The 24,140-nt window shown below is 65.2% G+C and carries 21 protein-coding genes, 1 tRNA gene, 2 pseudogenes and 1 riboswitch; of the genes and pseudogenes, 16 read left to right on the top strand and 8 right to left on the bottom strand.

The window, feature by feature from the left end:
• Positions 1–48: 48 nt before the first annotated feature.
• Together RF638_RS06860 and nth are read right to left on the bottom strand one after the other, a co-directional pair.
• Positions 49–816, bottom strand: a complete 768-nt coding sequence (locus RF638_RS06860) for a CoA pyrophosphatase (RefSeq protein WP_095796443.1) — start codon at positions 814–816, stop codon at positions 49–51.
• A gap of 17 nt (positions 817–833) precedes the next feature.
• Positions 834–1,697 (bottom strand): endonuclease III, encoded by an 864-nt coding sequence (gene nth, locus RF638_RS06855; protein ID WP_095796442.1) that lies wholly within the window; start codon positions 1,695–1,697, stop codon positions 834–836.
• A 203-nt stretch (positions 1,698–1,900) separates the two neighbouring features.
• Here nth and acs point away from each other — a divergent pair, with 203 nt between their 5' ends.
• The 3 genes from acs (at position 1,901) to RF638_RS06840 (ending at position 5,251) form a co-directional block, all read left to right on the top strand.
• On the top strand, positions 1,901–3,853 hold the full coding sequence (gene acs, locus RF638_RS06850) for an acetate--CoA ligase (protein ID WP_368841642.1): 1,953 nt from the start codon (positions 1,901–1,903) through the stop codon (positions 3,851–3,853).
• A gap of 98 nt (positions 3,854–3,951) precedes the next feature.
• Positions 3,952–4,416 (top strand): type II 3-dehydroquinate dehydratase, encoded by a 465-nt coding sequence (gene aroQ, locus RF638_RS06845; RefSeq protein ID WP_368841641.1) that lies wholly within the window; start codon positions 3,952–3,954, stop codon positions 4,414–4,416.
• A 10-nt stretch (positions 4,417–4,426) separates the two neighbouring features.
• Positions 4,427–5,251, top strand: a complete 825-nt coding sequence (locus tag RF638_RS06840; protein WP_368841640.1) for a glycine betaine ABC transporter substrate-binding protein — start codon at positions 4,427–4,429, stop codon at positions 5,249–5,251.
• Here RF638_RS06840 and RF638_RS06835 read toward each other — a convergent pair whose 3' ends face one another.
• On the bottom strand, positions 5,252–6,436 hold the full coding sequence (locus RF638_RS06835) for a MarP family serine protease (protein ID WP_095796438.1): 1,185 nt from the start codon (positions 6,434–6,436) through the stop codon (positions 5,252–5,254).
• Between the two features lie 250 nt (positions 6,437–6,686).
• On the opposite strand from RF638_RS06835, the gene RF638_RS06830 reads away from it, so the two are divergent.
• Positions 6,687–7,364, top strand: a complete 678-nt coding sequence (locus RF638_RS06830) for a Crp/Fnr family transcriptional regulator (RefSeq protein ID WP_016996325.1) — start codon at positions 6,687–6,689, stop codon at positions 7,362–7,364.
• A 78-nt stretch (positions 7,365–7,442) separates the two neighbouring features.
• On the opposite strand, the gene RF638_RS06825 is transcribed toward RF638_RS06830, so the two are convergent.
• From RF638_RS06825 to RF638_RS06815, 3 genes are read right to left on the bottom strand one after another with little or no spacing between them, the layout of a single operon-like run.
• Positions 7,443–8,369, bottom strand: coding sequence for a hypothetical protein (locus RF638_RS06825; protein WP_238663007.1), 927 nt, complete (start codon positions 8,367–8,369; stop codon positions 7,443–7,445).
• Positions 8,353–8,832: a RidA family protein gene (locus tag RF638_RS06820; protein WP_368841639.1), complete on the bottom strand. Its 480-nt coding sequence runs from the start codon at positions 8,830–8,832 to the stop codon at positions 8,353–8,355. The genes RF638_RS06825 and RF638_RS06820 overlap by 17 nt, the downstream gene beginning before the upstream one ends.
• 31 nt (positions 8,833–8,863) lie before the next feature.
• Entirely contained in the window at positions 8,864–9,058 is a 195-nt protein-coding gene (locus RF638_RS06815) for a hypothetical protein (RefSeq protein ID WP_095796646.1), read from the bottom strand.
• A gap of 116 nt (positions 9,059–9,174) precedes the next feature.
• Between RF638_RS06815 and RF638_RS06810 the strand changes: the two genes are divergently transcribed.
• The 3 genes from RF638_RS06810 to RF638_RS06800 all read left to right on the top strand — a co-directional run bounded on the left by RF638_RS06810 (position 9,175) and on the right by RF638_RS06800 (position 15,258).
• On the top strand, positions 9,175–11,316 hold the full coding sequence (locus tag RF638_RS06810) for a transglycosylase domain-containing protein (protein WP_129699602.1): 2,142 nt from the start codon (positions 9,175–9,177) through the stop codon (positions 11,314–11,316).
• Positions 11,313–12,227, top strand: coding sequence for a metallophosphoesterase (locus RF638_RS06805; RefSeq protein WP_368841638.1), 915 nt, complete (start codon positions 11,313–11,315; stop codon positions 12,225–12,227). The genes RF638_RS06810 and RF638_RS06805 overlap by 4 nt, the downstream gene beginning before the upstream one ends.
• 169 nt (positions 12,228–12,396) lie before the next feature.
• Positions 12,397–15,258 (top strand): FAD-binding and (Fe-S)-binding domain-containing protein, encoded by a 2,862-nt coding sequence (locus RF638_RS06800; RefSeq protein WP_368841636.1) that lies wholly within the window; start codon positions 12,397–12,399, stop codon positions 15,256–15,258.
• A gap of 126 nt (positions 15,259–15,384) precedes the next feature.
• Here RF638_RS06800 and RF638_RS06795 read toward each other — a convergent pair whose 3' ends face one another.
• The gene (locus tag RF638_RS06795) at positions 15,385–16,653 is read right to left on the bottom strand and encodes an MFS transporter (protein WP_129699599.1); all 1,269 of its coding nucleotides are present in this window, start codon (positions 16,651–16,653) and stop codon (positions 15,385–15,387) included.
• A gap of 143 nt (positions 16,654–16,796) precedes the next feature.
• Between RF638_RS06795 and RF638_RS06790 the strand changes: the two genes are divergently transcribed.
• The 4 genes from RF638_RS06790 (at position 16,797) to RF638_RS06775 (ending at position 19,110) form a co-directional block, all read left to right on the top strand.
• Positions 16,797–16,873: transfer RNA gene (locus RF638_RS06790), tRNA-Pro, on the top strand.
• Positions 16,874–16,935: 62 nt separating this feature from the next.
• Positions 16,936–17,847 carry an alpha/beta hydrolase gene (locus RF638_RS06785; protein WP_165189179.1) on the top strand — a complete coding sequence of 304 codons (912 nt, stop codon included), beginning with the start codon at positions 16,936–16,938 and terminating at the stop codon, positions 17,845–17,847.
• Positions 17,840–18,694 (top strand): PhzF family phenazine biosynthesis protein, encoded by an 855-nt coding sequence (locus RF638_RS06780; RefSeq protein ID WP_095796430.1) that lies wholly within the window; start codon positions 17,840–17,842, stop codon positions 18,692–18,694. The genes RF638_RS06785 and RF638_RS06780 overlap by 8 nt, the downstream gene beginning before the upstream one ends.
• Positions 18,691–19,110 carry a thiol-disulfide oxidoreductase DCC family protein gene (locus RF638_RS06775; protein ID WP_238663006.1) on the top strand — a complete coding sequence of 140 codons (420 nt, stop codon included), beginning with the start codon at positions 18,691–18,693 and terminating at the stop codon, positions 19,108–19,110. The genes RF638_RS06780 and RF638_RS06775 overlap by 4 nt, the downstream gene beginning before the upstream one ends.
• On the opposite strand, the gene thiE is transcribed toward RF638_RS06775, so the two are convergent.
• Positions 19,111–19,767 (bottom strand): thiamine phosphate synthase, encoded by a 657-nt coding sequence (gene thiE / locus RF638_RS06770; RefSeq protein ID WP_129699598.1) that lies wholly within the window; start codon positions 19,765–19,767, stop codon positions 19,111–19,113.
• Between the two features lie 53 nt (positions 19,768–19,820).
• Positions 19,821–19,946, top strand: a riboswitch (TPP riboswitch).
• Between thiE and thiO the strand changes: the two genes are divergently transcribed.
• The 5 genes and pseudogenes from thiO to RF638_RS06745 form a co-directional block, all read left to right on the top strand.
• Complete coding sequence (gene thiO, locus RF638_RS06765; protein WP_368841686.1) at positions 19,944–21,194, top strand: glycine oxidase ThiO; 1,251 nt, start codon at positions 19,944–19,946, stop codon at positions 21,192–21,194. (Overlaps the previous riboswitch by 3 nt.)
• Before the next feature lie 12 nt (positions 21,195–21,206).
• Positions 21,207–21,461: a sulfur carrier protein ThiS gene (thiS, locus tag RF638_RS06760; RefSeq protein WP_165189176.1), complete on the top strand. Its 255-nt coding sequence runs from the start codon at positions 21,207–21,209 to the stop codon at positions 21,459–21,461.
• A 1-nt stretch (position 21,462) separates the two neighbouring features.
• A pseudogene (locus RF638_RS06755) lies at positions 21,463–22,335 on the top strand (thiazole synthase); the annotation flags it as partial.
• 224 nt (positions 22,336–22,559) lie between these two features.
• Positions 22,560–23,756 (top strand): molybdopterin-synthase adenylyltransferase MoeB, encoded by a 1,197-nt coding sequence (gene moeB, locus RF638_RS06750; RefSeq protein WP_129699596.1) that lies wholly within the window; start codon positions 22,560–22,562, stop codon positions 23,754–23,756.
• A gap of 186 nt (positions 23,757–23,942) precedes the next feature.
• A pseudogene (locus RF638_RS06745) lies at positions 23,943–24,068 on the top strand (short-chain dehydrogenase); the annotation flags it as partial.
• Between the last annotated feature and the right edge of the window lie 72 nt (positions 24,069–24,140).

Genomic DNA, 24,140 nt, shown 5'->3' with positions numbered 1-24,140 from the left:
GCTCCTGCCCGCTACTTGCTGAGCCTTCCCGGGCAGGTCGTCACGGGTTTACAGCGGAGCCGGACGCTTGTCGTTGTGGTCCCATTCGACCGACCAATCAAGCCATTCCAAGATCCGATCGATCACAATGCCGGTGAACCCCCACACGGTGACGGTTTCGCCGGTCTCGTTGACCCGCACGTCAAAGGCCGGAGATTTATAGGTCTGATTCCCTCGGGTCACAGTCGCGTAGTAACGGTGCGCGGGGTTGATCAGATCCAGCACCGGAACCCGGAACACCAGCGAGGACTCGGCATGGTCGACCACATCCACCTCGGACTGGCTCTGCCACCACCCGATGACGGGTGTAACCATGTGATTACTGATGGGCAGTGGAACAGGGTGCAAGGTTCCGAGCACCTCCACGCCGTCCGGGTCCAGTCCCGTTTCCTCATGGGCCTCCCGCAGCGCACCGCGCACGTGCGGAGCGCTCACCTCGCCACCGGGAACGGTCATCAGTTCACCCAACTCACCGTCCGGTGGATCCAGGCGACCGCCTGGGAACGCCACCTGACCGGGGTGCGAGCGCAGGTTCGCCGAGCGTTGGACGAGCAACACGTCCAAGTCGCGCCCCGGCCCCTCACCGTGCTCCTCGTATTCCGAGGGCACTTGGTCCAGCGCACCGAACAGGATCAGCACGGCAGACTGCCGGTAGTCCTCGGCAAGCTCTCCAATCCGCCACGGCTCGCGGTCCTCCATGTAGACCGTGTGCCCCTCTTGGGCCAACTTCAACAATTGTTCGCGGGCGTGAACGGTTCCGGGCGACGTAGGTTTCATGGGTGTCCTTTCACGACTCACGCGCTGAGCGTGTGCCCCTCGGCCCGCAGCTCTCGCCGCGTGGCACCGTTCATGTACCGGTCCAGCAGTTCTTCGCGGCCGGGTTTCAATTCATAGGCGAGTAGCTTGCGCGCCACCTGCGGATCGGTGGGGCCCTCTCCGTAGGAGGGGCACAAATCCGCGATCGGGCACACTCCGCAAGCGGGCTTCCGCGAATGGCAGATGCGGCGGCCATGGTAGATCAGCTCGTGGGACAGCTCCGTCCAAACCTTGGGCGGAAACAGGGCGGTGACGTCCTTTTCCACCTTGACCGGGTCCTCCTGGGTGGTCCACCCGAGCCGACGGGCAAGCCGCCCGAAGTGCGTGTCCACAGTGACGCCCGGGACCCCGAACGCGTTGCCGAGCACCACGTTCGCGGTCTTGCGCCCCACCCCCGGCAGTGTGATCAGATCCTTGAGTTTCCCCGGCACCTCGCCGTTGTATTCGTCCACCACGCGATTGGCGAGCGCTTGGATTGATCGTGCCTTGGATCGGTAGAAGCCCAGCGGCCGCACGATCTCCTGTACGGATTCCGGTTCGGCCTCGGCTAGTTCCTGCGGGCCGGGGTAGGTCGCGAACAGGATGGGCGTCACCGAGTTCACGCGCACGTCGGTGGTCTGCGCGGACAGCACCGTGGCCACGAGAAGTTGCCAGGCGTCGTCGAAATCCAATTCGGCCACGGCGTACGGGTAGGTTTCGGCGAGAATCCGCTGGATCTTCCGCGCGCGGCGGGTCACGGAGAGTGAGCTTTCCTCCCCGGCCCGACGACGCCGCGCTGCCGCCTTGGCTGCCTCATCCGGCGTGACGTGGCGGATGTGCTCGGCAGCTACGGGGTTGTCCATAGTCTCGATCATGCTGGGCCGGGCACCCCGGGTCAAACGCGTTTCGAGGCCCGGGATGTCACAGCACGACTTGATTTTTCACGCCCGCGGTTCGGTTGGGTATGGCAACGAGAAGTCCACTACGCTGGGATCAAATGTGAACTGCGCCACGCAGGGAGTACTTGCGCGGCCAATGGCCATGTAGCGACACACGAAGGAGCGCCATGTCTCAGGACTCAAACGCATCGGAACAGCGCACGTACGCGCCCAGCCAGGAATTTGCCGCGCAGGCGAACGCCACCGCAGAGCTGTACCAGCAGGCCGAGGATCAGGGTGAGGAGTTCTGGGCGAACCAGGCCCGCGATCTGCTGAGCTGGTCCACCCCGTTCAACTCGGTCCTGGACTGGTCCAACCCGCCGTTCGCCAAGTGGTTCGAGGACGGCAAGCTCAACGCCGCCTACAACGCCGTGGACCGTCACGTGGAGGCCGGCAACGGTGATCGCGTGGCCCTGCACTTCGAGGGCGAGCCCGGGGACAGCAAGTCCTACACCTACTCGGAGCTCAAGGACGAGGTCTCCAAGGCCGCCAACGCCATGGAAACGTTGGGCGTGTCCAAGGGTGACCGGGTGGCCGTGTACATGCCCATGATCGCGGAAGCCGTCATCACCATGCTGGCCTGCGCCCGTATCGGTGCCATCCACTCCGTGGTCTTCGGCGGCTTCTCCGCAGACGCCCTGCGTTCCCGCATCGACGACGGCGAGGCCAAGCTCGTGGTCACCGCGGATGGTTCCTACCGTCGCGGCAAGCCCACCCAGCTCAAGCCCGCCGTGGACGAGGCCCTCTCCAAGGGCGGCAAGACCGTCAAGCACGTGCTCGTGGTCAAGCGCAACGGCAGCGACGTTCCCTTCGAGGACGGCCGTGACGTGTGGTGGCACGAAGCTCTCGAAGCCGCGAGCACCGAGCACACCCCTTCCGAGCAGGGTGCTGAAGATCCCTTGTTCATCCTTTACACCTCCGGCACCACCGGTAAGCCCAAGGGCATCCTGCACACCACCGGCGGTTACCTGACCCAGGCTGCCTTCACTCACAAGAACGTCTTCGACCTCAAGCCCGAGACGGACGTGTACTGGTGCACCGCGGACGTCGGGTGGGTCACCGGCCACACCTACATCGCCTACGGTCCGCTGCTCAACGGCGCCACCCAGGTGATCTACGAAGGCACCCCGGATTCCCCGCACCGCGGCCGCTTCTGGGAGATCGTGCAGAAGTACGGCGTGAGCATCCTCTACACCTCCCCCACCGCCATCCGCACCATGATGAAGTGGGGCGAGGACATCCCCGCCGAATTCGACCTCAGCACCCTGCGCCTGCTGGGCACCGTGGGCGAGGCCATCAACCCGGAGGCGTGGACCTGGTTCCACAAGCACATCGGTGGCAGCAAGTGCCCCATCGTGGACACCTGGTGGCAGACCGAGACCGGCGCCATCATGATCTCCCCGCTGCCGGGCGTGACCGAGGCCAAGCCGGGTTCGGCACAGATCCCGCTGCCGGGTATCGCCGTGGACGTCGTGGACGACGCCGGCAACTCCCTGCCCAACGAGACCGACGGTTTCCTGGTCGTCCGCAAGCCGTGGCCGTCCATGCTGCGCACTATCTGGGGTGACGACGATCGCTTCGTCAACACCTACTGGGCCCAGTTCGGCGACAAGTACTTTGCCGGTGACGGCGCCAAGCGCGACGCCGACGGCGACGTTTGGATCCTGGGTCGCGTGGACGACGTCATGAACGTGTCCGGCCACCGTCTCTCCACCCCGGAGATCGAGTCCGCTCTGGTGTCCCACCCGTCCGTGGCCGAGGCCGCAGTGGTGGGTGCCGCGGACGAGACCACCGGTCAGGCAGTGTTCGCGTTCGTCATCCTCTCGGACCAGGCGACCTCCGAAGGCCGCGACCAGGCTGAACTCTCCGAAGAGATCCGCGCTCACGTGGGCAAGGAGATCTCCCCGATTGCCAAGCCCAAGAAAGTCCTGATCGTCCCCGAGCTGCCCAAGACCCGCTCCGGCAAGATCATGCGCCGCCTCCTCAAGGACGTGGCCGAGGATCGTCCCGTGGGCGACGTGTCCACGCTCGCGGACCAGACGGTCATGCAGCAGATCGTGGATTCGCTCGGCACCAAGTAGCCGATCGCCTTCACCCACCGCCGACGCCGCTCGGTGACCTTTCGTCCGAAACGGTCGCCGAGCGGCGTCGTCGCGTTGAAGTCGTGTTGAATGGGAGCATGAGCGAGCTCCCGATCTTCGTGTTGAACGGCCCCAACCTGAACACCCTCGGAACGCGCAAGCCCGAGATCTACGGCCACACCACCCTCGCGGACGTTGAAGCCAACGTGCGCGCGAAGGCTTCCGCGTACGGACTGGACGTGATCTTCGAACAGTCCAATTACGAAGGCCAGATCGTGGAATGGATCCAGCGGGCGCGCACCGATGCGTGTGGAATCGTGATCAATCCCGCGGCCCTCACCCACTACTCGATCGCCGTGCATGACGCCCTGGAGATGTGCGAAATCCCGATTGTGGAAGTCCACATTTCCAATGTGCACCAGCGCGAATCATTCCGCCACGTCTCCTTCGTGTCCCCGCAGGCCACGGCCGTCATCGCCGGTGCCGGTGTGCTCGGGTACGAGCTGGGCGTGCAGGTCGTGGCCAACGAACTTCACAAGACTTCGTCCACGTCGACCAGTTAGGACCCTCTCCATGACCACCGCTGAACAGTCTTCGAACGCTCGTCTGGTCTACGGACGCATCGACGAATCCTTCCACCAGGTAGCGGCCGCCGTGGTGGAGGAGGTCTTGGTGCGACTGGGCCACACCGTGGACGTGGTCGAAGGACCGCACCCGGAGATGTATCCGCAACTGGCCGCCGGTGAGATGGATCTGTTCGCGGACGCCTGGCTGCCCGGCGGGCACGAGGTCTACTGGGAACAGGTCAAGGACAATGCGGTCGAAGCCGCCGTGCTCTACGAGGGCTGCATGTTCTACTGGGCCGTTCCGGCTTACATCCCAGAGGATCTGGTCTTCTCGCTCGCGGACCTGGCCAAGCCCGGGGTGGCCGAACGGATGACCACGCTCACGGTCCAGGGCACCACTCCCGGCGCGGGGTTGACCATGCGCTCCGAGAAGCTCATCGAGTCCTACGGTTTGGCCGCGCTCGGCTGGCATCAGGAGATCGGTGACCTGCAAGCCATCATCGACACCGTCAACCAGCGCATGAAGGCAGGGGACTGGTTCGCCACTCCACTGTGGCAGCCGCAGTACCTCAATGACGTGTACGAGCTGCGCCCGCTGGCCGATCCGCTCGGGGCGTTCCCCGCACCCGATCGTGCGTCGCTCTTGGCATACCGCCAGAGCTGGGACAACCTTCCGGAGGAAACTCGCCGCGTGGTGGCCCGGATCAATTACCCGCTAGAGGCTGTCAATGAAATGGATCGCGCCGTGAACCTGGACGGCAAGGATCCGTTGCAAGCGGCTCGGGACTGGATGGAACGTAATCCTGAAACGGTCAACGGCTGGTTCGCCTGATCAGGACATCACGCACTCGCCGGTGGCAATCGGGGCGGTCGACCCTGCCGCGGCTTCCAGAATGGTGGTGACCTGCTCCATGGGAATCGCGTAGCCGGCCTCGCCCTCCACCGCCTTGGCGAAGATCACGCCCACCACGTTGCCGTTGGCGTCCAACATGGGTCCGCCGGAGTTGCCCTGTTCCACACGACCCGCGATCTGGATGATGCTGCGCGAGAGAGTGTCACCGGTGGTCACGTTCTGGACCGGGGCGAACGCCTCACCCTGGATCGTTGCCGGGCGCACCGTGTACGGACCGCCCAGCGGGTACCCAGCGAAGGAAACCTGTTGGCCTCGCTCCACCGAATTGCTCATGGGCAAAGGTGCCTCCGGCAGATCCGGGGCGTAGAGCACGGCGAGGTCCGAAGCGTCGTCGTACTGCACGGCGTGGGCCTGATACACGCGACCGTCGCGGGTTTGCACCACGGGCTGATCGACACCGGCCACCACGTGGGCATTGGTGACGACCAGTCCGGACGCGGCCACGAACCCTGAACCGGTCTGGTTCTGTGCGCATTGATCCGCGGTGCCGTAAACCTGCACCACGGACTGGCCCGCGGCCTCCACCGCGTTGGAGTCGGTGGTCTGCTCCGGTTCGGGGGCCGCCTCAACGGGGAACAGCAGAGAATCGAGTTGGCGGATGCCCTGGGAACCACTCACGGCGTCGCGCGTGTGGGTCATGGCCTCACGGACCGGCTCCGGCGTGTACTTCTCAATGGTGCGCAGCACGGAAGAACTCGCCACCTGTTGCGACAGAGACGGCATACCCAACTGGCCCACTAGAGAACCGAGCAGCGCCAGCACGATGGCCGCAACGGCAACGTTCAGAACGCCCCCGCCAATGCGGTCCAACACACCCAAACCTGTCTTTTCGGTAAGACGTGCCAGAAAGTTTCCGACAAGCCCGCCCAAAATCTGCCCGAGAACCAGGAGACCCAGCACCGTGACGAGAACAAAGGGGATGCGCAGCTCGGAACCCACCTGCGCGGAGATCCATGGCCCCGCCCAGAACGCGGCCACAGCGCCGAGCACAAAGCCCACCAGTGAGGCGAGCGAGCGGAAGAAACCCCTGGACAGCCCAGCGATCAGGTAGCCCACCAACACCATCACCAAAATGATGTCGAGCAGGTTAAGTGCCAGGTTCATGTACGTCCTTCGAGGTCGCGCCGCAGGCTGCGGGCGGTAGACAAGTAGTTAGTGAGCTTAGGGCTCGGGTCTGAGAAAACCGTGAAACCGGACCGTGCGTTACGCTGATCACAGACCGTCATAAACCCGTCACACGATGCGTTCACACTCAGGGCAAGGGCTTGTCAGCCCCGTGAAGTGTGAAACTCGTTACGATGGTGACAAATAGCGCCTTCAGTCGGCGCACCCCCAACTGTTGAGGAGAACCACCTTGGATACCGACGTCCTCCGCCGCGCCCCGCTGTTTGCTTCACTGGACGATGAAGCTTTTTCCGCGCTGACCGAGGAGATCACCGAGGTTGACCTCTCCCGCGGCTCCGCCCTCTTCTACGAAGGCGATCCCGGAGATCAGCTCTACTTCATCATTTCCGGCAAGATCAAGCTGGGCCGCACCGCCAGCGACGGCCGCGAGAACCTGGTGGCCATCATGGGCCCGGGTGAGATTTTCGGGGAGATGGCTTTGTTCGACCCGAGCCCCCGCTCCACTTCGGCAACCGCCGTGTCCGAGACGCGCTTGGCCGGGTTGAAGCACGAGAACCTGCGCAAGGTCATCACCCGCTCCCCGGAGGTCTCCGCGCAGTTGCTGCAGGCTTTGGCCCGCCGCTTACGCCGCACCAACGAGAACCTGGCCGATCTGGTCTTCTCGGACGTTCCGGGCCGCGTCGCCAAGGCACTGCTCGACCTCGCGGACCGCTTCGGCCGCCCCGCAACGGACGGCATCCTGGTGGCTCACGAGCTCACCCAGGAAGAGCTGGCTCAGCTCGTGGGCGCTTCCCGTGAAACCGTGAACAAGGCCCTGGCCGAGTTCGTACAGCGCGGTTGGATCCGTCTGGAGGCGCGCGCCGTGGTCATCCTGGACCTGCAGCGCCTCAAGCAGCGTTCGCGCTAAGACTTCCGCGCGGCGGTCGCGTGTCACGCGCCGACCCGCCGACGACGCCGCGGCACCCACTCGGGTGCCGCGGCGTTTTCAGTTGTTCAGTACGAGCACCGGGTCACCGTTTCGAACATCCAATGACGGGGTTTGAACGGTCATGTCCCGGCGGGCGCTGAGGAAAGCAATGGCCGAATTCGCCCGCGCGATCATGCCGAGGATCGTCTGGACACCCGGGGTGGCCACTTCTCCCAGATTGAACTCCTGGCCGGATTCTCCGTGCTGAGCGTTCCGGTCCGCAAAGAGTGCGGGTACCGCAGTGTCGTGGGGATGCTCAAGCAGGGTCGCGGCATCAACCCACCCCAACCATGAGTCCCTGGCGCGGGTTTTCAGGGGCGAACACCGCTGCCCCACGGGGAGCACCGCGGCGAAGTATCTCAGGTCCACGCGCTGGTGGACGAAGTCGGAGGTCATCCAGCGAGCAAGCGGACGCAGCAGTTCGGTTCTGAAGGCGAACACCCTGTTGGACAGGACCCCGGCGAAAGAGATGTCCAGGTCCGAGAGTTGTTGACGCGCCAGCATCCAGTCCGCGCCGTCCACGTGCTCGGCTATGCCGTCGCCCTCGGAACCGGCGAAGAGCAACCCTGTTTCCACGAACACCCGCCGTGCAGCGGCGACCACGGCTCGACGAGCCAGGCCGATATCATCCGAGCCGAGCTTGTTGGCCCACTCGGTGGGGCGAGGTCCGGACCAGATGAGCGGTTCGTCGTCACTGGGTTCCAGGAGCCCGCCGGGGAAGGAAAGCTGTCCAAATGACGGCCGATCCGGGCGGAACATCATCAGCGCTTCCACACCGTGGTCGCCATCGCGGACCACCACTACGGAGGACGCGTGCCTGGGGGCCGAACCGTGGATTCCCACGCCCCGATCCAACCAGGCCAACGCGGCCTTCCGATGCGCCTGCGGAACGTGGAACAACCGTTCGGCCGACCCGCGAGCCGTGGTGTTAGCTGAACTCGACAATCAGTTCGACCTCCACGGGCGAGTTCAGCGGCAGCACACTCACACCCACCGCTGAACGGGCATGCTTACCCTTTTCTCCGAAGATGTCGCCCAGGAGCGTGGATGCGCCATCGATCACGCCGGGCTGACCGTAGAAATCGGGGGCGGAGGCCACGAACCCGGTGACCTTCACAACTCGGACCACGCGGTCCAGGTCTTCGATCTCGGCCTTGACGGCCGCCACGGCATTGAGGGCCGAGCGCGCGGCCAATTTCTTGGCGCGTTCCGGGCTGACGTGGTTCTCACCCTCGGTCTCGCTCACCACGCCCGTGGCGGGCAGAGCGCCGTCGACGAACGGCAGTTGACCCGCGGTGTAGACGTACTTGCCCGAGACCGCGGCGGGAGCGTAAGCCGCCACCGGCGCGGACACCTCGGGCAGGGTGAGTCCTAGTTCTTTGATGCGTTCTTCAATCGAGCTGCTCATGGTTCTGGGTGGCCCTTTCGATGCAGGTCGATCAGTTCTTGGGTCGCTTGAAATACGCGATGGGGTTGGTCTGGACCGGTGCGTTGACGTTACCGGCGGGAACATCGGCGGCCTGAGTGCCCGGCAGGACGGTCACCAACTCCCAGCCGTCGTCACCCCAGTTGTCGAGGATCTGCTTAGTAGCGTGGATCATGAGCGGAACGGTTGCATACTCCCAAGTGGTCATGGTCACCACCCTAGTGCCAGGCTCCGGTCATGTCCGTTCAAAGTTTGCTGGCGAACCACTGTGACAGTGCTCTCTGGTGCACACTTGCTTCCAGTCCTGGCTTGTACACTGGCGCAATGGCATCACGCAAGAATTCGGACTCCGAGTCCACCTCGGTCTTCGGCAACGTTGTGGCTTTCCTCGCCACCGCAGTCGTCGCAGGCATCGTGGCAGCAGGGTTACTCGTTCCGCCCGCAGCGGCAGTTGGCATGGCTTCCAACGCTTCCATCGGATGGTTCAAGTCCCTCCCGGATGAGATGGAGATGGGTCCGCTGTCCCGCTCCTCCACGGTGGTCGCTCGCGACGGAACCGAAATTGCGACGTTCTTCGCTCAGAACCGTGAACCGGTCGAGCTGGCGGACATGTCCCCGCACATGCAGGATGCCATCCTGGCCATTGAGGACCGTGACTTCTATGAGCACGGTGGCGTGGACACCGGCGGTATCGTGCGCGCCATGGGCAACAACATCTTGCGCCCGAGTGCCCGTCAGGGTGCCTCCACCATCACTCAGCAGTACGTGAACAACCTGCTCATCGACCAGCAGGTCCGTGCCGGCGAGCAGGCCAGCACCATTGGTTCCGACAAGGGCGTGGTGGACAAGATCAAGGAGATCAAGCTCGCACTGTCCATGGAACAGGAGATGTCCAAGGACGAGATCTTGGAGGGCTACCTCAACATTGTCTTGTTCGGTGGCCAGAACTACGGTGTCGAGGCCGCAGCCCAGTACTTCTGGGGCATCCCGGCGTCCGAGTTGGACATTCAGCAGTCGGCAGTCCTGGCCGGCATGGTCCAGTCCCCCAACTACTACAACCCTCAAGCGAACCCGGAAGCCTCCGAACAGCGTCGCAACCTGGTGCTCGACACCATGCTGCAGACCGGTTCCATTACGCAGCAGCAACACGATCAGGCCGTTGCGGCTCCCCTGGATCTGGACATCCACACGAGCAATTCCGGCTGCACTGCCGCTGAAACCGCACCGTACTTCTGCGATTACGTGCAGAACGAGTTCATGCAGTCCGAGGCCTTCGGTGCCACCCCGGACGAGCGTCTGGCCACCCTGCAGCGCGGCGGCCTGACCATCCACACCACGCTGGACATGAACGCGCAGCGCGCCGCCGAGCGCGAGGTCAACAAGACCCAGCCGCGTGACAACAACCCGGACAACGTCTCCACTGCCCTGGTGTCCTTGGAGCCCGAGAACGGTCACATCGCATCGATGGCACAGAACACCTTCTACTCCGGTGCCGAGGGCGACTCCAACACCACCTACAACTTCAACGTGGACACCACGATGGGTGGTGCCGGTGGCTTCCAGGTGGGTTCGACCTACAAGCCGCTGACCCTGGCCCAGTGGATCAACGCGGGTAAGGGCGTGAAGGCCACCATTGACGCGAGCCGCACGCACTACCCGGCCGACTACAAGTGGCGCGCATCCTGCCTGCCCGGCGGCGTGAAGTACGAGCCCGGCGACGACGGCAACGGTTTCGAGTTCCAGAACGCGGAGCGCGGTTACGAGCGTCGGATGCAGGTCGACTACGGCCTGTACAACTCGATCAACTCCGCGCTGTTCGCCATGGCTGCCGATCTGGACCTGTGCGACATCGGTGAGATCTCCGAGCAGTTGGGCATCCGCGACGGCAAGACCGGTGAGCCCGTGGACACGACCATCCTGTCCTCGCTGCTGGGCGGTTCGGTGGACATCGCGCCCATGACCATGGCTCGTGCATTCTCGGCCTTCGCCAACGATGGCGTGATGTGTGAAGTCCGCTCTATGACCAAGGTCGAGGACTTCACCGGCAAGACCTATGACGTTCCCGCGGACAAGTGCGAACGCGTGATCAAGGAAGAAGTGGCCCAGGGCGTGAACTACACCCTGAACCAGACTCTGACCCGCGGTTCCGGTTGGCAGCGTGATATCGACCTTCCGGGCGCATCCGCCGCCAAGACCGGCACCACCGACAACTCCACCCAGACCTGGATGATGGGCTACACCAAGGGCCTGTCCACCGCCTCGTGGGTCGGTAACTATGAGCTGGGCTCCCGTTCGCTGAACGGTCTGTCCATCGGTGGCCGCACGGGCGGCTCGGACACGGACTGGGTGGACGGCTCCACTTACGCCGGTGCCCAGTGGCAGAACTACATGCGTGACGTGGCCCGCGACTACGACACGTCCGAGTTCTCGGATCCGCCGTCACGCGTGCTCTCCACGAACAAATGAGTTCCATGAGTAACGGCGCCCGCGCAGCCGCGACACTTACCGCAGGGGTAGGTGCCGTGGGCGCGGGCACCGCCGCGTGGGGGATCTTTGGTGAACGGCGCAGGTTCCAACTGCGGCAAGAGACTCTGCGGGCGTTGCCCGCGGGGTCCAGGCCGCTACGGATCCTGCACATCTCCGACCTGCACACGGTCCCGGGCCAGGAGGCCAAGAAGCGCTTCGTCCAGTCGCTGGCGGCCCTCCGCCCGGATCTGGTGATCGATACGGGCGACAACCTCTCCCACATGCGGGCACTTCCATATCTGCTGGAGATCCTGGAGCCGCTCTTCCAGTTCCCGGGCGTGTACGTGCCCGGCTCCAATTGCTATTTCGCCCCCGAGCTCAAGAATCCGTTCAGGTACCTGTGGAAGACCACGGCCAGCGAGGATCCCGTGGACAACACACGGCTACCCACCGAGGACATGCACCGCGCCTTCGACGCCGCCGGCTGGACCGGGCTCATCAATCGCCACGATCGGCTGCGCGTACGGGACACGGTGCTCGACTTCTCGGGCGTGGACGATCCGCACCTCGCCTACGACCGGCACCCGGGTTTTCCCGCTGCCTCTTTCGAGGACGACGCTGCCGCCCTCCGTATCGGCGTGGCACACGCCCCGTACTTGCGCACCCTGGACCGGTTCGTGGCCGACGGCGCGGATCTCGTCTTCGCCGGACACACCCACGGCGGTCAGGTCTGCCTCCCCGGAGGTCGCGCCCTGGTGAGCAACTGCGACCTGGACCCCGCCATCTGCAAGGGCCTGATCAACCACCGGGGCATGCCGGTGAACATCTCGCAGGGACTCGGTGAATCCCGCTTCGCTCCCGTGCGACTTTTCTGCCCACCCCAGGCAGTTCTGGTCACGCTCACTGACTGAGTTTCGTGGCCATCCGTTGGCTCTTGATGGCGAAATCTCCAGCGCCGAAGCGCGCTGAGGCCGGCAGAGGTAGCTGAGAGATCCCTCCCCCGGGCGGCAATGCCACATGCTTGTCAGCCTGTGGTCTTACCATGGGTGTCAGCACAGTCACACCCCGCAGGAGCATCCCATGAGCGCACCCGTTCGCGAACAGTCCGTCACAGCCGCCGAGCAATTCGTCGCGCAGGTGCGTCAGGCATGCGGTTCAGGTGCCATCGCCGAGAGTGAGTTGGAGCGACGGGTGCTCGCTCACGACGCTTCCCATTACCTGCTTCAGCCGCAAGCCGTGGTGCGCCCTCAGAACGCAGAACACGTGGGCAACGTGTTCGCCGCGGCCGCACGACATGGGCTGGGTCTCACGTTGCGTTCGGGCGGCACCTCGCTGTCCGGGCAGGCCGTGACCGATCAGGTCCTGGTGGACACCCGCCGTCACTTTCGCGACATCGAGGTCCTGGACAACGGCACCCGGGTGCGCGTTCAACCCGGGGTGACCGTCCGTCAGGTCAACGCCCGTCTGGCGCCCCACGGGTACAAGCTCGGACCGGATCCGGCGAGTGAGGCCGCATGCACCGTGGGCGGTGTGGTCGCCAACAACTCATCGGGAATGGCGTGCGGAACAGAGTTCAACACGTATCGCACGTTGGAATCCATGACCGTGGTGCTGCCCTCCGGAACGGTGATCAATACGGCGGACTCTGATGCGGATTTCCAGTTGCGCGCCGCCGAGCCCGAACTTCACGAGGGGCTTCTCCGATTGCGACGGCGGGTCATGGACAACCCCGAATCGGTGCGCACCATCGAGCGGTTATTCGCGATGAAGAACACCATGGGTTACGGGCTCAACGCGTTCGTCGATTTCGAGGAACCCGTGCGGATCCTCGAGCACCTCATGATCGGCTCCGAGGGCACGCTGGGTTTCGTAGCGCAGGCGGTGTTCCGCACCGTTCCCATTCATCAGCACGTGGCCACCGGTCTGCTCGTCTTCCCCACGGTGGTGGCCGCCACGAGTTCCGTCCCGCAGTTGGTGGACGTCAACTCAGCCACCGTGGAACTGCTGGATGCGACCTCTTTGAAGGTCTCCCAGCGCACCGGCCAGGCTCCCCCGGTGATCATGGACATCTCTGTGGATCAGCAAGCAGCGTTGCTCGTGGAGTACCAGGCGGATTCGGAAGTGGAGGTGCGGGACCAGGCGCGAGCGGCGTCGTCGTTATTCGAGAGCCTGGGCCTGGAAACCCCTGCGCAGTTGACCACCGATCCCAAGGAACGGGCCGGCCTGTGGACCGTGCGCAAGGGGCTGTACACAACAGTGGCAGGCAACCGCCCCACCGGCACCAATGCGCTTCTCGAGGACATCGTGGTACCGGTGCCGCAATTGGGCGAGACGTGTGAGGACCTCACCACCCTGTTCGACGCGCACGGTTACGAGGATTCCGTGATCTTCGGGCATGCCAAGGACGGCAACGTGCATTTCATGCTCAACGAGCAGTTCACTGACCCGGAGCAGCTCAAGCGCTACGAACGATTCACCGAGGACATGGTGGATCTGGTCCTCGACCGCGGCGGCGCGCTCAAGGCAGAGCACGGCACCGGGCGCATCATGGCGCCGTTCGTCCGGAGGCAGTACGGGGACGAACTCTACGAGGTGATGCTCGAGCTCAAGAGACTGATCGACCCGGATTATCGATTCAACCCCGGCGTGATTCTCACCGAGGATCCCACCGCATACTTACGCGATCTCAAGACCGCGCCCACCGTGGAAGAAGAAGTCGATCGGTGCGTCGAGTGCGGGTACTGCGAGCCGGTGTGCCCGTCTCAAAACCTCACGCTCACACCGCGACAGCGCATTGCTGGGCGCCGAGAGATCGCGGAAGCGGAACTGGCGGGCAAAACCGAGCTGGCGGGGCGACTGTCCCGCGAATACGACTACGCCGGCCTGGATACGTGCGCCGTGGACGGCATGTGCGTGACCGCGTGCCCCGTGCACATCAACACCGGTGACCTGGTGCGGCGCCTGCGGGCAGAGAACCACTCGAAGGTCGCGGATTTCGTGTGGGCGGGCCTGGCACACTCCTGGTCCATGACTGCACCGGGGGCAGCTTTCGCCCTGTCGGTGGCCAAGCGGCTGCCTGCGGTGTTGCCCGTCAGTGCAACCACGGTGGCACGCGCGGTTTTGGGCGCAGACAGTGTTCCCCAGTACAAGCCTCAGCTCCCGGCGGGTGGACGCTCCCGTGATTTCTTGACGACGTCGCCCGCGAACGTCCCTGCAGAGCAAGCTCGGGCGGTGTTCTTCCCAGCGTGCATCGGTGCCATGTTCGGCACCGTGGATGGTTCAGGGCCTTCCGTGTCCGAGGCCTTCTTGAAGCTGTGCCGGCGTGCCGGCGTGGACGTGAGCATTCCCGAGGGCATCACCGCCACCTGCTGCGGCACCCCCTGGAAGTCCAAGGGCCTGCCCACCGGTTACGAGACCATGTCCCACCGCACCCTGGAGACGCTGTGGGAGGCCTCCGATCACGGTCGGCTGCCAGTGGTGTGCGATGCGTCCTCGTGCACCGAGGGGCTGGAGACCATGCAAAAGCTGGCCGCGGAATCAGAGAAGTACGCACCGCTGCGTTTCGTGGACGCCGTGGAATTCGTCTCGGAGCATGTGCTTGATCGGATCGCCGTATCTGACCCGTTGCGTTCTGTGGCCGTCCACCCCACGTGCTCGTCGGTTCAGCTGGGCATCAACGACCACCTGATGCGGCTGGCCAATGCTGCAGCGGAACGAGCCACCGTTCCCTTCGCCTGGGGTTGCTGTGGCTACGCCGGCGATCGCGGCATGCTGCACCCCGAGCTCACCGCGGCCGCCACGGCCCCGGAAGCTGCCGAGGTGAACGGCACCTACTACGATGCCTACGTTTCCCTCAACCGCACGTGCGAGCAGGGCATGACCGAAGCCACCGGCAAACCCTACGAGCATGTGTTGCAAGTGCTCGAGCGCGTGAGTAGGTGACGCTAAGCAGGCTTGGCCCCAGAGCGGCGTCGTTCGTGGGGTGGCACCGCTCTCTCGGGACGCACGTTGGTGAACAGCCGGCCCGCGAGTCGGGAGCTATGTCGATGGCGTGAGCGAGCGGCGTCGTCAGACTTCGCGACGCGGGTGCGGTACGGCTCGTGAGGCTGCCCGCGCCACCGGAACGGTCGAGACGAGGCACACGACCACGCCGAAGGCCAGGCATGCGATGAAGCCACGGACCGGGCCGATGCCGAAGAGATCGCCCACAAAGGGACCCAGAACGGCAAGCACGAACGGCACCGCGAATCCGGTGTAGGTGAGGGTGTAGAAGACGCCGATGAGCGCACCCAATTCGTGGGGTTCGGCAATGATCTCCACCTCGCGCAGACCGGAAACCATCATGATGCCGTAGCTGCAGCCCAGGATGATCGCGGCCGGAATCACCAACAGTGCGCTGTCCACCTCGATCGCGACGGCGCCCAGCACCAGGCCGACACTCGCGGCGCCAAGGCCCACGACCGAGAGTGGCAACCAGCCGTACGTGGCGAGTTTCGCGGCGACCGGTTGGATGAAGACACCCGAGAACATGCCCACGCCGGAGATCAGGCCGAGGTAGGCGACCGGGTACTCAACGTTGTCCGTGACGAAACCGGGGATGCTCGTGAACGCGACCGTGGCCGTGCCGAAGACCCACGGGGCCCACGCGGCGACCGCCCAGAAGAACCGACCCGTCAGTGCGATGCGCGGAACGAGCGGTGGCCGTTTGACGCGCCCCTCCGCGGGGAACTGCGTTTCGGGAACGCCCCAGACGAGCGGGATGGTCACGATGACCAGGGCGATGTGCAAGAGATAGGGCGTGATCTGCGGACCGGGCAGGAACTCCGCGAACTGGCCGGCGATCAGTGGTCCGCCGCCGAAGCCCGCCGAGAGGACGATGGTCGCGCGACGCGGGCCGGCGGTCGGGCGGTCCACGGACAGCTGTTTGATCCACGCCGAGCCCGAGGACATGGCCATGCCCACACCAAAACCCATGATCCACCGGCCCACGTACAGCACCCACTCGGGCGCTTGGCTGCCGGCCGCGAGGATTCCTGATGCCACCGCCACGAGAATCAGTGCCGGTCGCACCACGGCGCGGCGGCCGTAGTGGTCGGACACGGGGCCGAAGATCAGGAGCGCGGGCACCAGTCCCGCCGCGTAGATGCCGAACATCGCGGTTACGGAGGCTTCCGAAATGCCGTCCTGATCTCGGTAGACCTCGAGCATCGGCGCGAAGAGGTTAGTTCCGAAACCCACCGCGAACATTGCGAGTCCCACGCGGATCCAGGTGCGAGAAGTGATGGGGCTGCTCTTCGACGGGGAGTTGTTGTCACCGGAGGCGGGCCGCGCATTCATATAGGGGACCTTACCTGTGATTCCCGACACTGTGGTCAGTAAGTCGTGGACAGCCGGCACGTTCGAGTCCGCCACTGGATTTCACATTCACGCTCCCCTGCCGCTAAACTGGAGCAGTTGTTTGCGGGCACGCCTGCAAATTTCGGGATGTGGCGCAGCTTGGTAGCGCGCGTCGTTCGGGACGACGAGGTCGCAGGTTCAAATCCTGTCATCCCGACCAACGATCCCCTTGTCATCACGATCCGTGACGGCAAGGGGATTTTTTCATATCGGAAGGCTGCAGTGACCACTCCGCATGACCGCCGCTACGAGAAGCATGTTCCGGCCGTGAACGGCCAGGACATCCGCCGTTCCCACGACACCTGGCATTGGCGTGACTCCCAGGTCCACCTGGACCGCGTGGGTGCCCCGGACGCGCCGGTACGCATCCTCCTGGTTCACGGCGCCGGCGGGAACAGCGATGCCTTCTGGCCGTACGCCGCGCACTTCGCCTCGCTCGGGGCCCATGTCACGGTGCCGGACCTCCCCGGCTACGGCATGACCGTTACCGATCGCCCGGAGCGCATCCGCTACGACGATTGGCGCGAACTCCTGATCGACCTGCTTCGCGCGGAGGAAGACGAGCGCCCCCTGATCATCCTGGGTGCCAGCATGGGTGGGCTTTTGGCTTACGACGCCGCCGCGGCCACAGGTCTCGCCGCTCGTCTGATCGTCACGTGCCTTCTGGATCCGCGTGATCCCCGTGTGCGGGCGCGGTTGACGTGGCATCCCTTGCTGGCACGACTCACCGGGCCATTTTTGAAGTTGGTGCAAGGGCCACCTGCCAACCTGCGCGTGCCGATCCGTTGGATCGCGGACATCCGGCACATCTCCAACGATCCGGGACTGGTACGTGAGGTCGTCAGAGACCGGCGCGGCGGCGGTGGCCGTGTGCCTCTGGGCTGGATACGCAGCTACATGGAATCTGCGCCCCTGATCGAACCTGAGGACTTCACGGACACGCCCGTGCTACTCCTCCACCCCGGTGACGACCGTTGGACCCCGCTGGAGATCAGCCGCCCGTTCTTCGAACGCATTGGTGCCCAGAAGTCGTGGCGGCTGCTGGAGAACGCCGGACACTTTCCGGTGGAGGAACCGGGTTTCGAACAGATGATGCGCGCAGTCAAGCATGTGATGGAATCGACCCATGACTGATCAGCAGCGCCAGCGCCCGTTCGCCCAGGTCGATGTCTTCTCCCGTGAGCCCTACATGGGCAATCCGGTGGCGGTCGTCCTCGACGGCACGGACCTCGGCGACCAGGACATGGCCCGCTTCGCGCGGTGGACCCACCTGTCCGAAACCACGTTCGTCCTGCCGCCCACCTCGCCAGACGCCGATTACCGGCTACGCATCTGGACTCCCGGCGGTGAACTCCCCTTCGCGGGTCACCCCACGCTCGGCTCGGCCCACGCGTGGCTCGAGGCGGGTAATACCCCTCGCTCCCGCGACGTCATTGTTCAGGAATGCACCGCGGGCCTGGTCGAGGTCCGCCCCACCGACGACGGCGCTCTGACCTTTGCCGCCCCGCCCACCTCGCGCTCGGGAAACTTCGATCCCGCCATGCTGGAGCAGGTCACTGCGGGACTGGGTCTGGATGACGAGGAGATCGTGGCCCATCAGTGGGTCGACAACGGGCCGGGGTGGGCAGCTGTCTTGCTGCCCTCCGCAGACGATGTCCTGGCCATCGAACCGGATTACCCGGCGCTGGGGAATTACAAGATCGGCGTGGTGGGCCCCTATCCGGAGAGCAGCCCGCAGCAGTTCGAGGTCCGCGCGTTCGTGACCGGCACCGGCGGCTACGAAGACCCCGTCACGGGAAGTCTCAACGCGAGCCTGGCGCAGTGGCTCATGCGAACCGGCCAGGCGGCGTCGTCGTACTTTGCCCAGCAAGGCACGGCCATGGGGCGCCGCGGGCGCGTGACCGTCACGTCGGATGCCGCTGAGAATGTCTGGGTGGGTGGGCACTGCACCACGTGCATCAGTGGGTCGGTGCTTCTGTGACCGACCGACAAGTCACACCGACCGAGGCGCACCTGGACCTGATTTTCGACGGCCGCTGCGGCTTCTGCACCCGCGCCGTGGGGTGGGTGCACAGACTCGACCGGCACCGTCGCATCAGCACCCACGCGTATCAGGAACCTGACGTGCTGGAGCGCTTCGGTCTCACCGAATCACAAGCTCACACTGCGGTCTGGGCCGTGGTCGGCGGGACACCATCGGCCGGCGCAGCGGCCGTAGCCGAGACTCTGGACACCGCCCTCGGCACCCGCATTTTTGGCAAGCTCTACCGCATCCCACCAGTACGAACGGCCCAGGATCGCGTGTACCAATGGGTCGCGGATCACCGCGGAAAGTTCCCCGGTGTCACGCCGTGGTGCGAATGTCACCCGGAAAACTGCGAGCCCAGAACTACGTAATTACAAGAATTTCCGCAGCTCGCGAGCGGCAGCTTCCGGGTCGGTGGCATCCGTGACCGCCCGAACCACCACGATCCGTGACGCGCCGGTCTCGAGCACGGACGGCAACCGCTCGGCGTCAATCCCGCCGATGGCGAAGAACGGCTTGTCTCCCGCGTGCTCCGCGGCATACTTCGGCAGTTCCAGCCCCACGGCGGCACGTCCGGGTTTGGTGGGCGTTTCCCACACGGGTCCGGTGCAGAAGTAGTCCAGGCCCTCGTCCGCAATCGCTCCGTCCACTTGCTCACGAGACAGGCACGAGCGGCCGATGATCACGTCATCGCCCAGCAACTGGCGCGCCTGCGGGGTGGTGAGATCGCCCTGCCCCACGTGGAAAACATCCGCACCGGTGAGCATCGCTACGTCTGCCCGATCATTGACCGCGAACAGCTTGCCGTGTTCCCGTGCAACCTCGCCGAGCACCTCGATGGCCTCGATCTCTGCCGCGGCTTCGAGTTTCTTGTCACGCAGCTGGATGATGTCCACGCCGCCCTCGTACGCGGCATGCAGGAATTCCCGCAGGTCACCGCGCTCTTTTCGCGCCGTGACACACACGTACAACTTGGCATTCGCGAACGCATCACGCCTACGGGTTCCCTGACTCTGTTGCTCACTCATGTGGCCATGGTGCCACGGGTCACGGTTACACTGAGAGGTACCGGTCACATGACCGGTAGTTCCACGGGAGTCCGCGACTGTTGCCCCGGCAACCACCGCAGCGGGCTGAGAGGGCGTGAGCCGCCGACCGGAAACCTGATGCGGATCATGCCGCCGGAGGGAGTGTTGTGGCACCCATGCCACCCGTCCAGCACCACAGTGCGCCACGGCACGCAGTGGTCGCGGGCGCCGGCTTGATTGGTCTGGCGACCGCTTTCGAATTACGACGCCGCGGCGTAGCAGTCACGCTCGCAGACCCCCGTCCCGCCTCGGGAGCCACCCACGCTGCCGCGGGCATGCTCGCCCCGATCGCCGAAACCCAGTACGGCCAGGAAAGCCTGTACCCCCTCATGGCTGCCTCCGCCGTGGAGTATCCGGCATTCATCGAGCGGGTCTCCGCGGCCTCCGGGCTCCCCACCGGCTACCGCACCGAAGAGACCCTGGTGTTGGGAGTCGACTCCGCCGATGCACACGCCTTGCAGGACCTCGCAGCCCACCAGCGCGCCGCGGGCATGCAGGTCGAGAACATCACAGCTCGTCAGGCCCGGAAACTAGAGCCCGCTCTCGCACCGCATGTCGCGGGTGCCATCAGGGTTCCCACGGACCATCAGGTGGACCCCCGACTGCTCGCCGCATCCCTGATCCAAGCCCTGGACGCACCGGCCATTGACACGCTGAACGGTGCCACAGACCCCGGCCCCGCGCGTTGGTTCCACGCGAAGGTCGAACGAGTTCTCTCAACCCGCGGTACCGAACCCCAGGTGACCGGAGTGCTCCTGGAGGGAGGCGAGACGGTCGAGAGCGACGTCGTCGTGCTGGCCACTGGACTGAACACCAGCGATACCGGACAGCTACCCGCGGGCCTGACCCTGCGGCTGCGCCCTGTGTACGGCGACATTCTGCGGCTGAGCGTGCCCGATTCGCTGCTCCTGCCCGGGGAGGAACACTTGATCACACGCACGGTTCGCGGGCATGTCCACGGGCGGGCCGTGTACCTGGTGCCCCGAGCCGACCGGACGTTGGTGCTGGGCGCCACGAGTCGCGAAGACGGGCGAGCGTCCGTACTGGCCGGTGGCGTGCACCAACTGTTGCGGGACGCACGCGCCATCCTGCCCGCTGTGGACGACTGCGATGTGCTGGAGATGCTGGCCCGCGCTCGCCCGGGGACTCCGGACGATCTGCCGTACATGGGGTTGTGCTCCGTGACCGGCCTGGTGATCAGCACCGGTCATTTCCGGCACGGAATTCTGTTGACTCCCGTGGCCGCCCGGTTGGCCGCAGAACTGGCGACCGGTGTCGCGGACCCGGCCGTCAGCCACGAGCACGACTCCGACTTCTTGACCTCGACCGACCCCGCGCGGCATTCTCCCGCGCACCCCGAGATGTAACAGGTGAACAACATGAATACCGCTCCTCAGGACACCATCCAGGTCAACGGACATCCGGTTCCTCTCACCGAGGGCCTGTCCGTGGCCGATGCCGTTGCGGATCTGACCGGCCGTGACATCACCGCCGCGGGCCGCGCGGCTGACGGCAGGCCACTGGGCATTGCTGTGGCCCTGGATCACGCCGTGGTTCCTCGTTCGCGGTGGTCCGACACACTGCTCGAGGCGAACCAAACCGTGGAGATCGTCACCGCCGTGCAGGGAGGCTGAAATGACCACCGACGACTTGACCATCGACGGCGTGACGCTCGGTTCGCGGCTCATCATGGGTACCGGCGGCCTCACCGACCTGGCGATGTTGGAGCGCGCGCTCCTGGCATCGGGGACGGAGCTGACCACGGTGGCGGTGCGGCGTTACTCGCCCGGGTCGGGCCTGGGTTCCGGCGCTGGCCTGGGTTCCGACGCTGGTCGCAGCGGTGGTGCTGAAGCACCTCGTAACGGGACCGCCTCTTCGGTTGGTGACGCAGCGACGTCGACACCCCGGGACAGCCTCTACGGGATCCTGCACCGCAACGACATCAAGGTGCTGCCCAACACCGCCGGTTGTTACACGGCACGGGACGCGTTGCTGACCGCGGAGCTGGGGCGGGAAGCGCTGGAAACGGACTGGGTGAAACTCGAGGTCATCGCGGACGAGGACACACTGCTCCCGGACGGTCTCGAACTACTCGACGCCACCGAACAGCTTGTGGCGCGCGGTTTCAAAGTCTTCGCGTACACCTCCGATGACCCCGTTCTGGCGCTACACCTCGAGCAGGCCGGGGCCACCGCCGTCATGCCGCTGGGTGCGCCGATCGGCACGGGTCTGGGCATTCTGAACCCACACAATATTGAGCTGATCGCCGCTCGCGCAAGCGTTCCCGTGGTGCTGGATGCTGGCATCGGTACGGCATCCGAGGCGGCGTTGGCCATGGAGCTCGGTTGCGACGCGGTTCTGCTCGCCTCCGCCGTGACCCGCGCCCAGAATCCCGTGAACATGGCCCAGGCCATGCGCCATGCGGTGGAGGCCGGACGGTTGGCGCGCGGCGCAGGCCGGATCGCACGCCGCACGCACGCCGTCGCGTCCTCGCCGATGGCGGGGCGGATCGGGACGGGAGCCGGCGCCTCAGGTACCGACGGTGCCGCTCCTCGCGGGGACTGGCCCGCGCCCTCATCCGACCAGTCCTCTTTACCGGCGAACCCGCCGGCACCGTCAGCCGCGCCGTCGTCCGGGCAGTCAGCTTCGCGAGCGGACCCGTTGGCGCCGTCAGCCGCGCCGTTGTCATCTCCCACTTCGTCCGCCCCCTCGCACTAGGAGTCGCACGTTTCATGACCGCAGTTTCCCCGTTCCCGCCCCTCGTCGAGCCCACGCCGGAGCTCAACCACGAGGAACTCGAGCGCTACTCCCGCCACCTGACGCTCCCGCAACTCGGGGTCGAGGGTCAGCGGCGCCTCAAGAACGCGCGCGTGCTCATCATCGGAGCCGGTGGCTTGGGTGCCCCGGCCCTGCAGTATCTGGCGGCCGCGGGTGTGGGAACCATCGGCGTGATCGACGACGACGTGGTCTCCGTGTCCAACCTGCAGCGCCAAGTAGTGCACGGTATGGCGGACATCGGCCGCCCCAAGGTTGATTCCGCCGCGGACGCGGTGACCCGCCTCAACCCCCTGGTCACCGTCAACGCGCACGGCGAGCGCCTGACCACCGACAACGCCCTGGACATCTTCTCCGGTTACGACCTGATCATGGACGGCGCGGACAATTTCGGTACGCGCTATCTCGTCTCGGACGCCGCGGAGCTCGTGGGGATTCCGGTCGTGTGGGGCTCCATCCTGCGCTTCGACGGCCAGGTCTCGGTGTTCTGGTCCGGCCACGGTCCGGTATACCGTGATCTCTTCTCGGAGGCGCCCGCGCCGGGTCAGGTGCCGTCGTGCGCGGAGGGTGGTGTACTCGGCATGCTCCCGGCCACCATTGGCTCGGTCATGGTCACCGAAGCGCTCAAACTCATCACCGGCATCGGCCGCCCGCTGGTGGGTCGCGTGCTCATCCATGACGCTCTAGCCCAGACCTGGCGCGAGCTCTCCATCCTGCCGGACCCTGATCGTCCGCCGGTCACCGATCTCTCGCAGGTCGCCGTGGCCTGCGGCCTCCCCACCGCCGACGACGCCTCTCCCGCCTCCCACGAAACCCTCACCGCTTCCGAGTTGGCTGTGTTACTGACCTCTCGCTCATTGGGTGAAACGTCCTTCACGCTGATCGACGTGCGCGATGACTGGGAGCGAGACCTGGTCTCCATCCCGGGCTCCGTGCAGGTCCGGCTCCAGGAGATCCTGGACCGAGGTGTGTCCGCGCTACCGGATTCGGTGGAGGGCAACGTGATCCTGCATTGCAAGGCCGGGGTGCGCTCCGCTCAGGCACTCGGTGCGTTGCGCGCGGACTACGCACTGAGGGAGGACACCGTCAAACACCTGGACGGCGGAGTCTTGGCGTGGATCCAAGACGTGGATCCCACGCTGCCGAGCTACTGACGGGCATCGAAGTCTCATGTGATGCACATGCCGATTCCCGGCATGGATTCTGCACCCTCATCACCTTAGATTGCAGGGCCGCTTTTCCCCACACGGGGTGCCTCGAGCCCTTGCTTTCAGATACGCGTGTCACCATTAAGTTGACGGCCGCGCCGCCCGGGTCGGCCGTGTCACTGAGGAGAGATTGTGCCCACCACTGAAGTTGCTGCCCCTCGCGTCTACGTGGTCACCGGTGCCGGATCCGGAATCGGTCAGGCCGCCGCCGCTCAGCTCATCGACCAAGGTCACCGGGTCATCGGCGTTGACCTCAAGAGGCTCTTCGCAGCTGAGAGGGTAGCTGCGGGGCGTGGGCCGGGCGCGTCGGTGCCGGGATAGACGCCGAGG

Source organism: Kocuria sp. CPCC 205235 (assembly GCF_040980905.1).
In the GTDB taxonomy this organism is placed as follows: domain Bacteria; phylum Actinomycetota; class Actinomycetes; order Actinomycetales; family Micrococcaceae; genus Kocuria; species Kocuria carniphila.
This window is presented reverse-complemented; position numbering and strand designations above follow the sequence as displayed.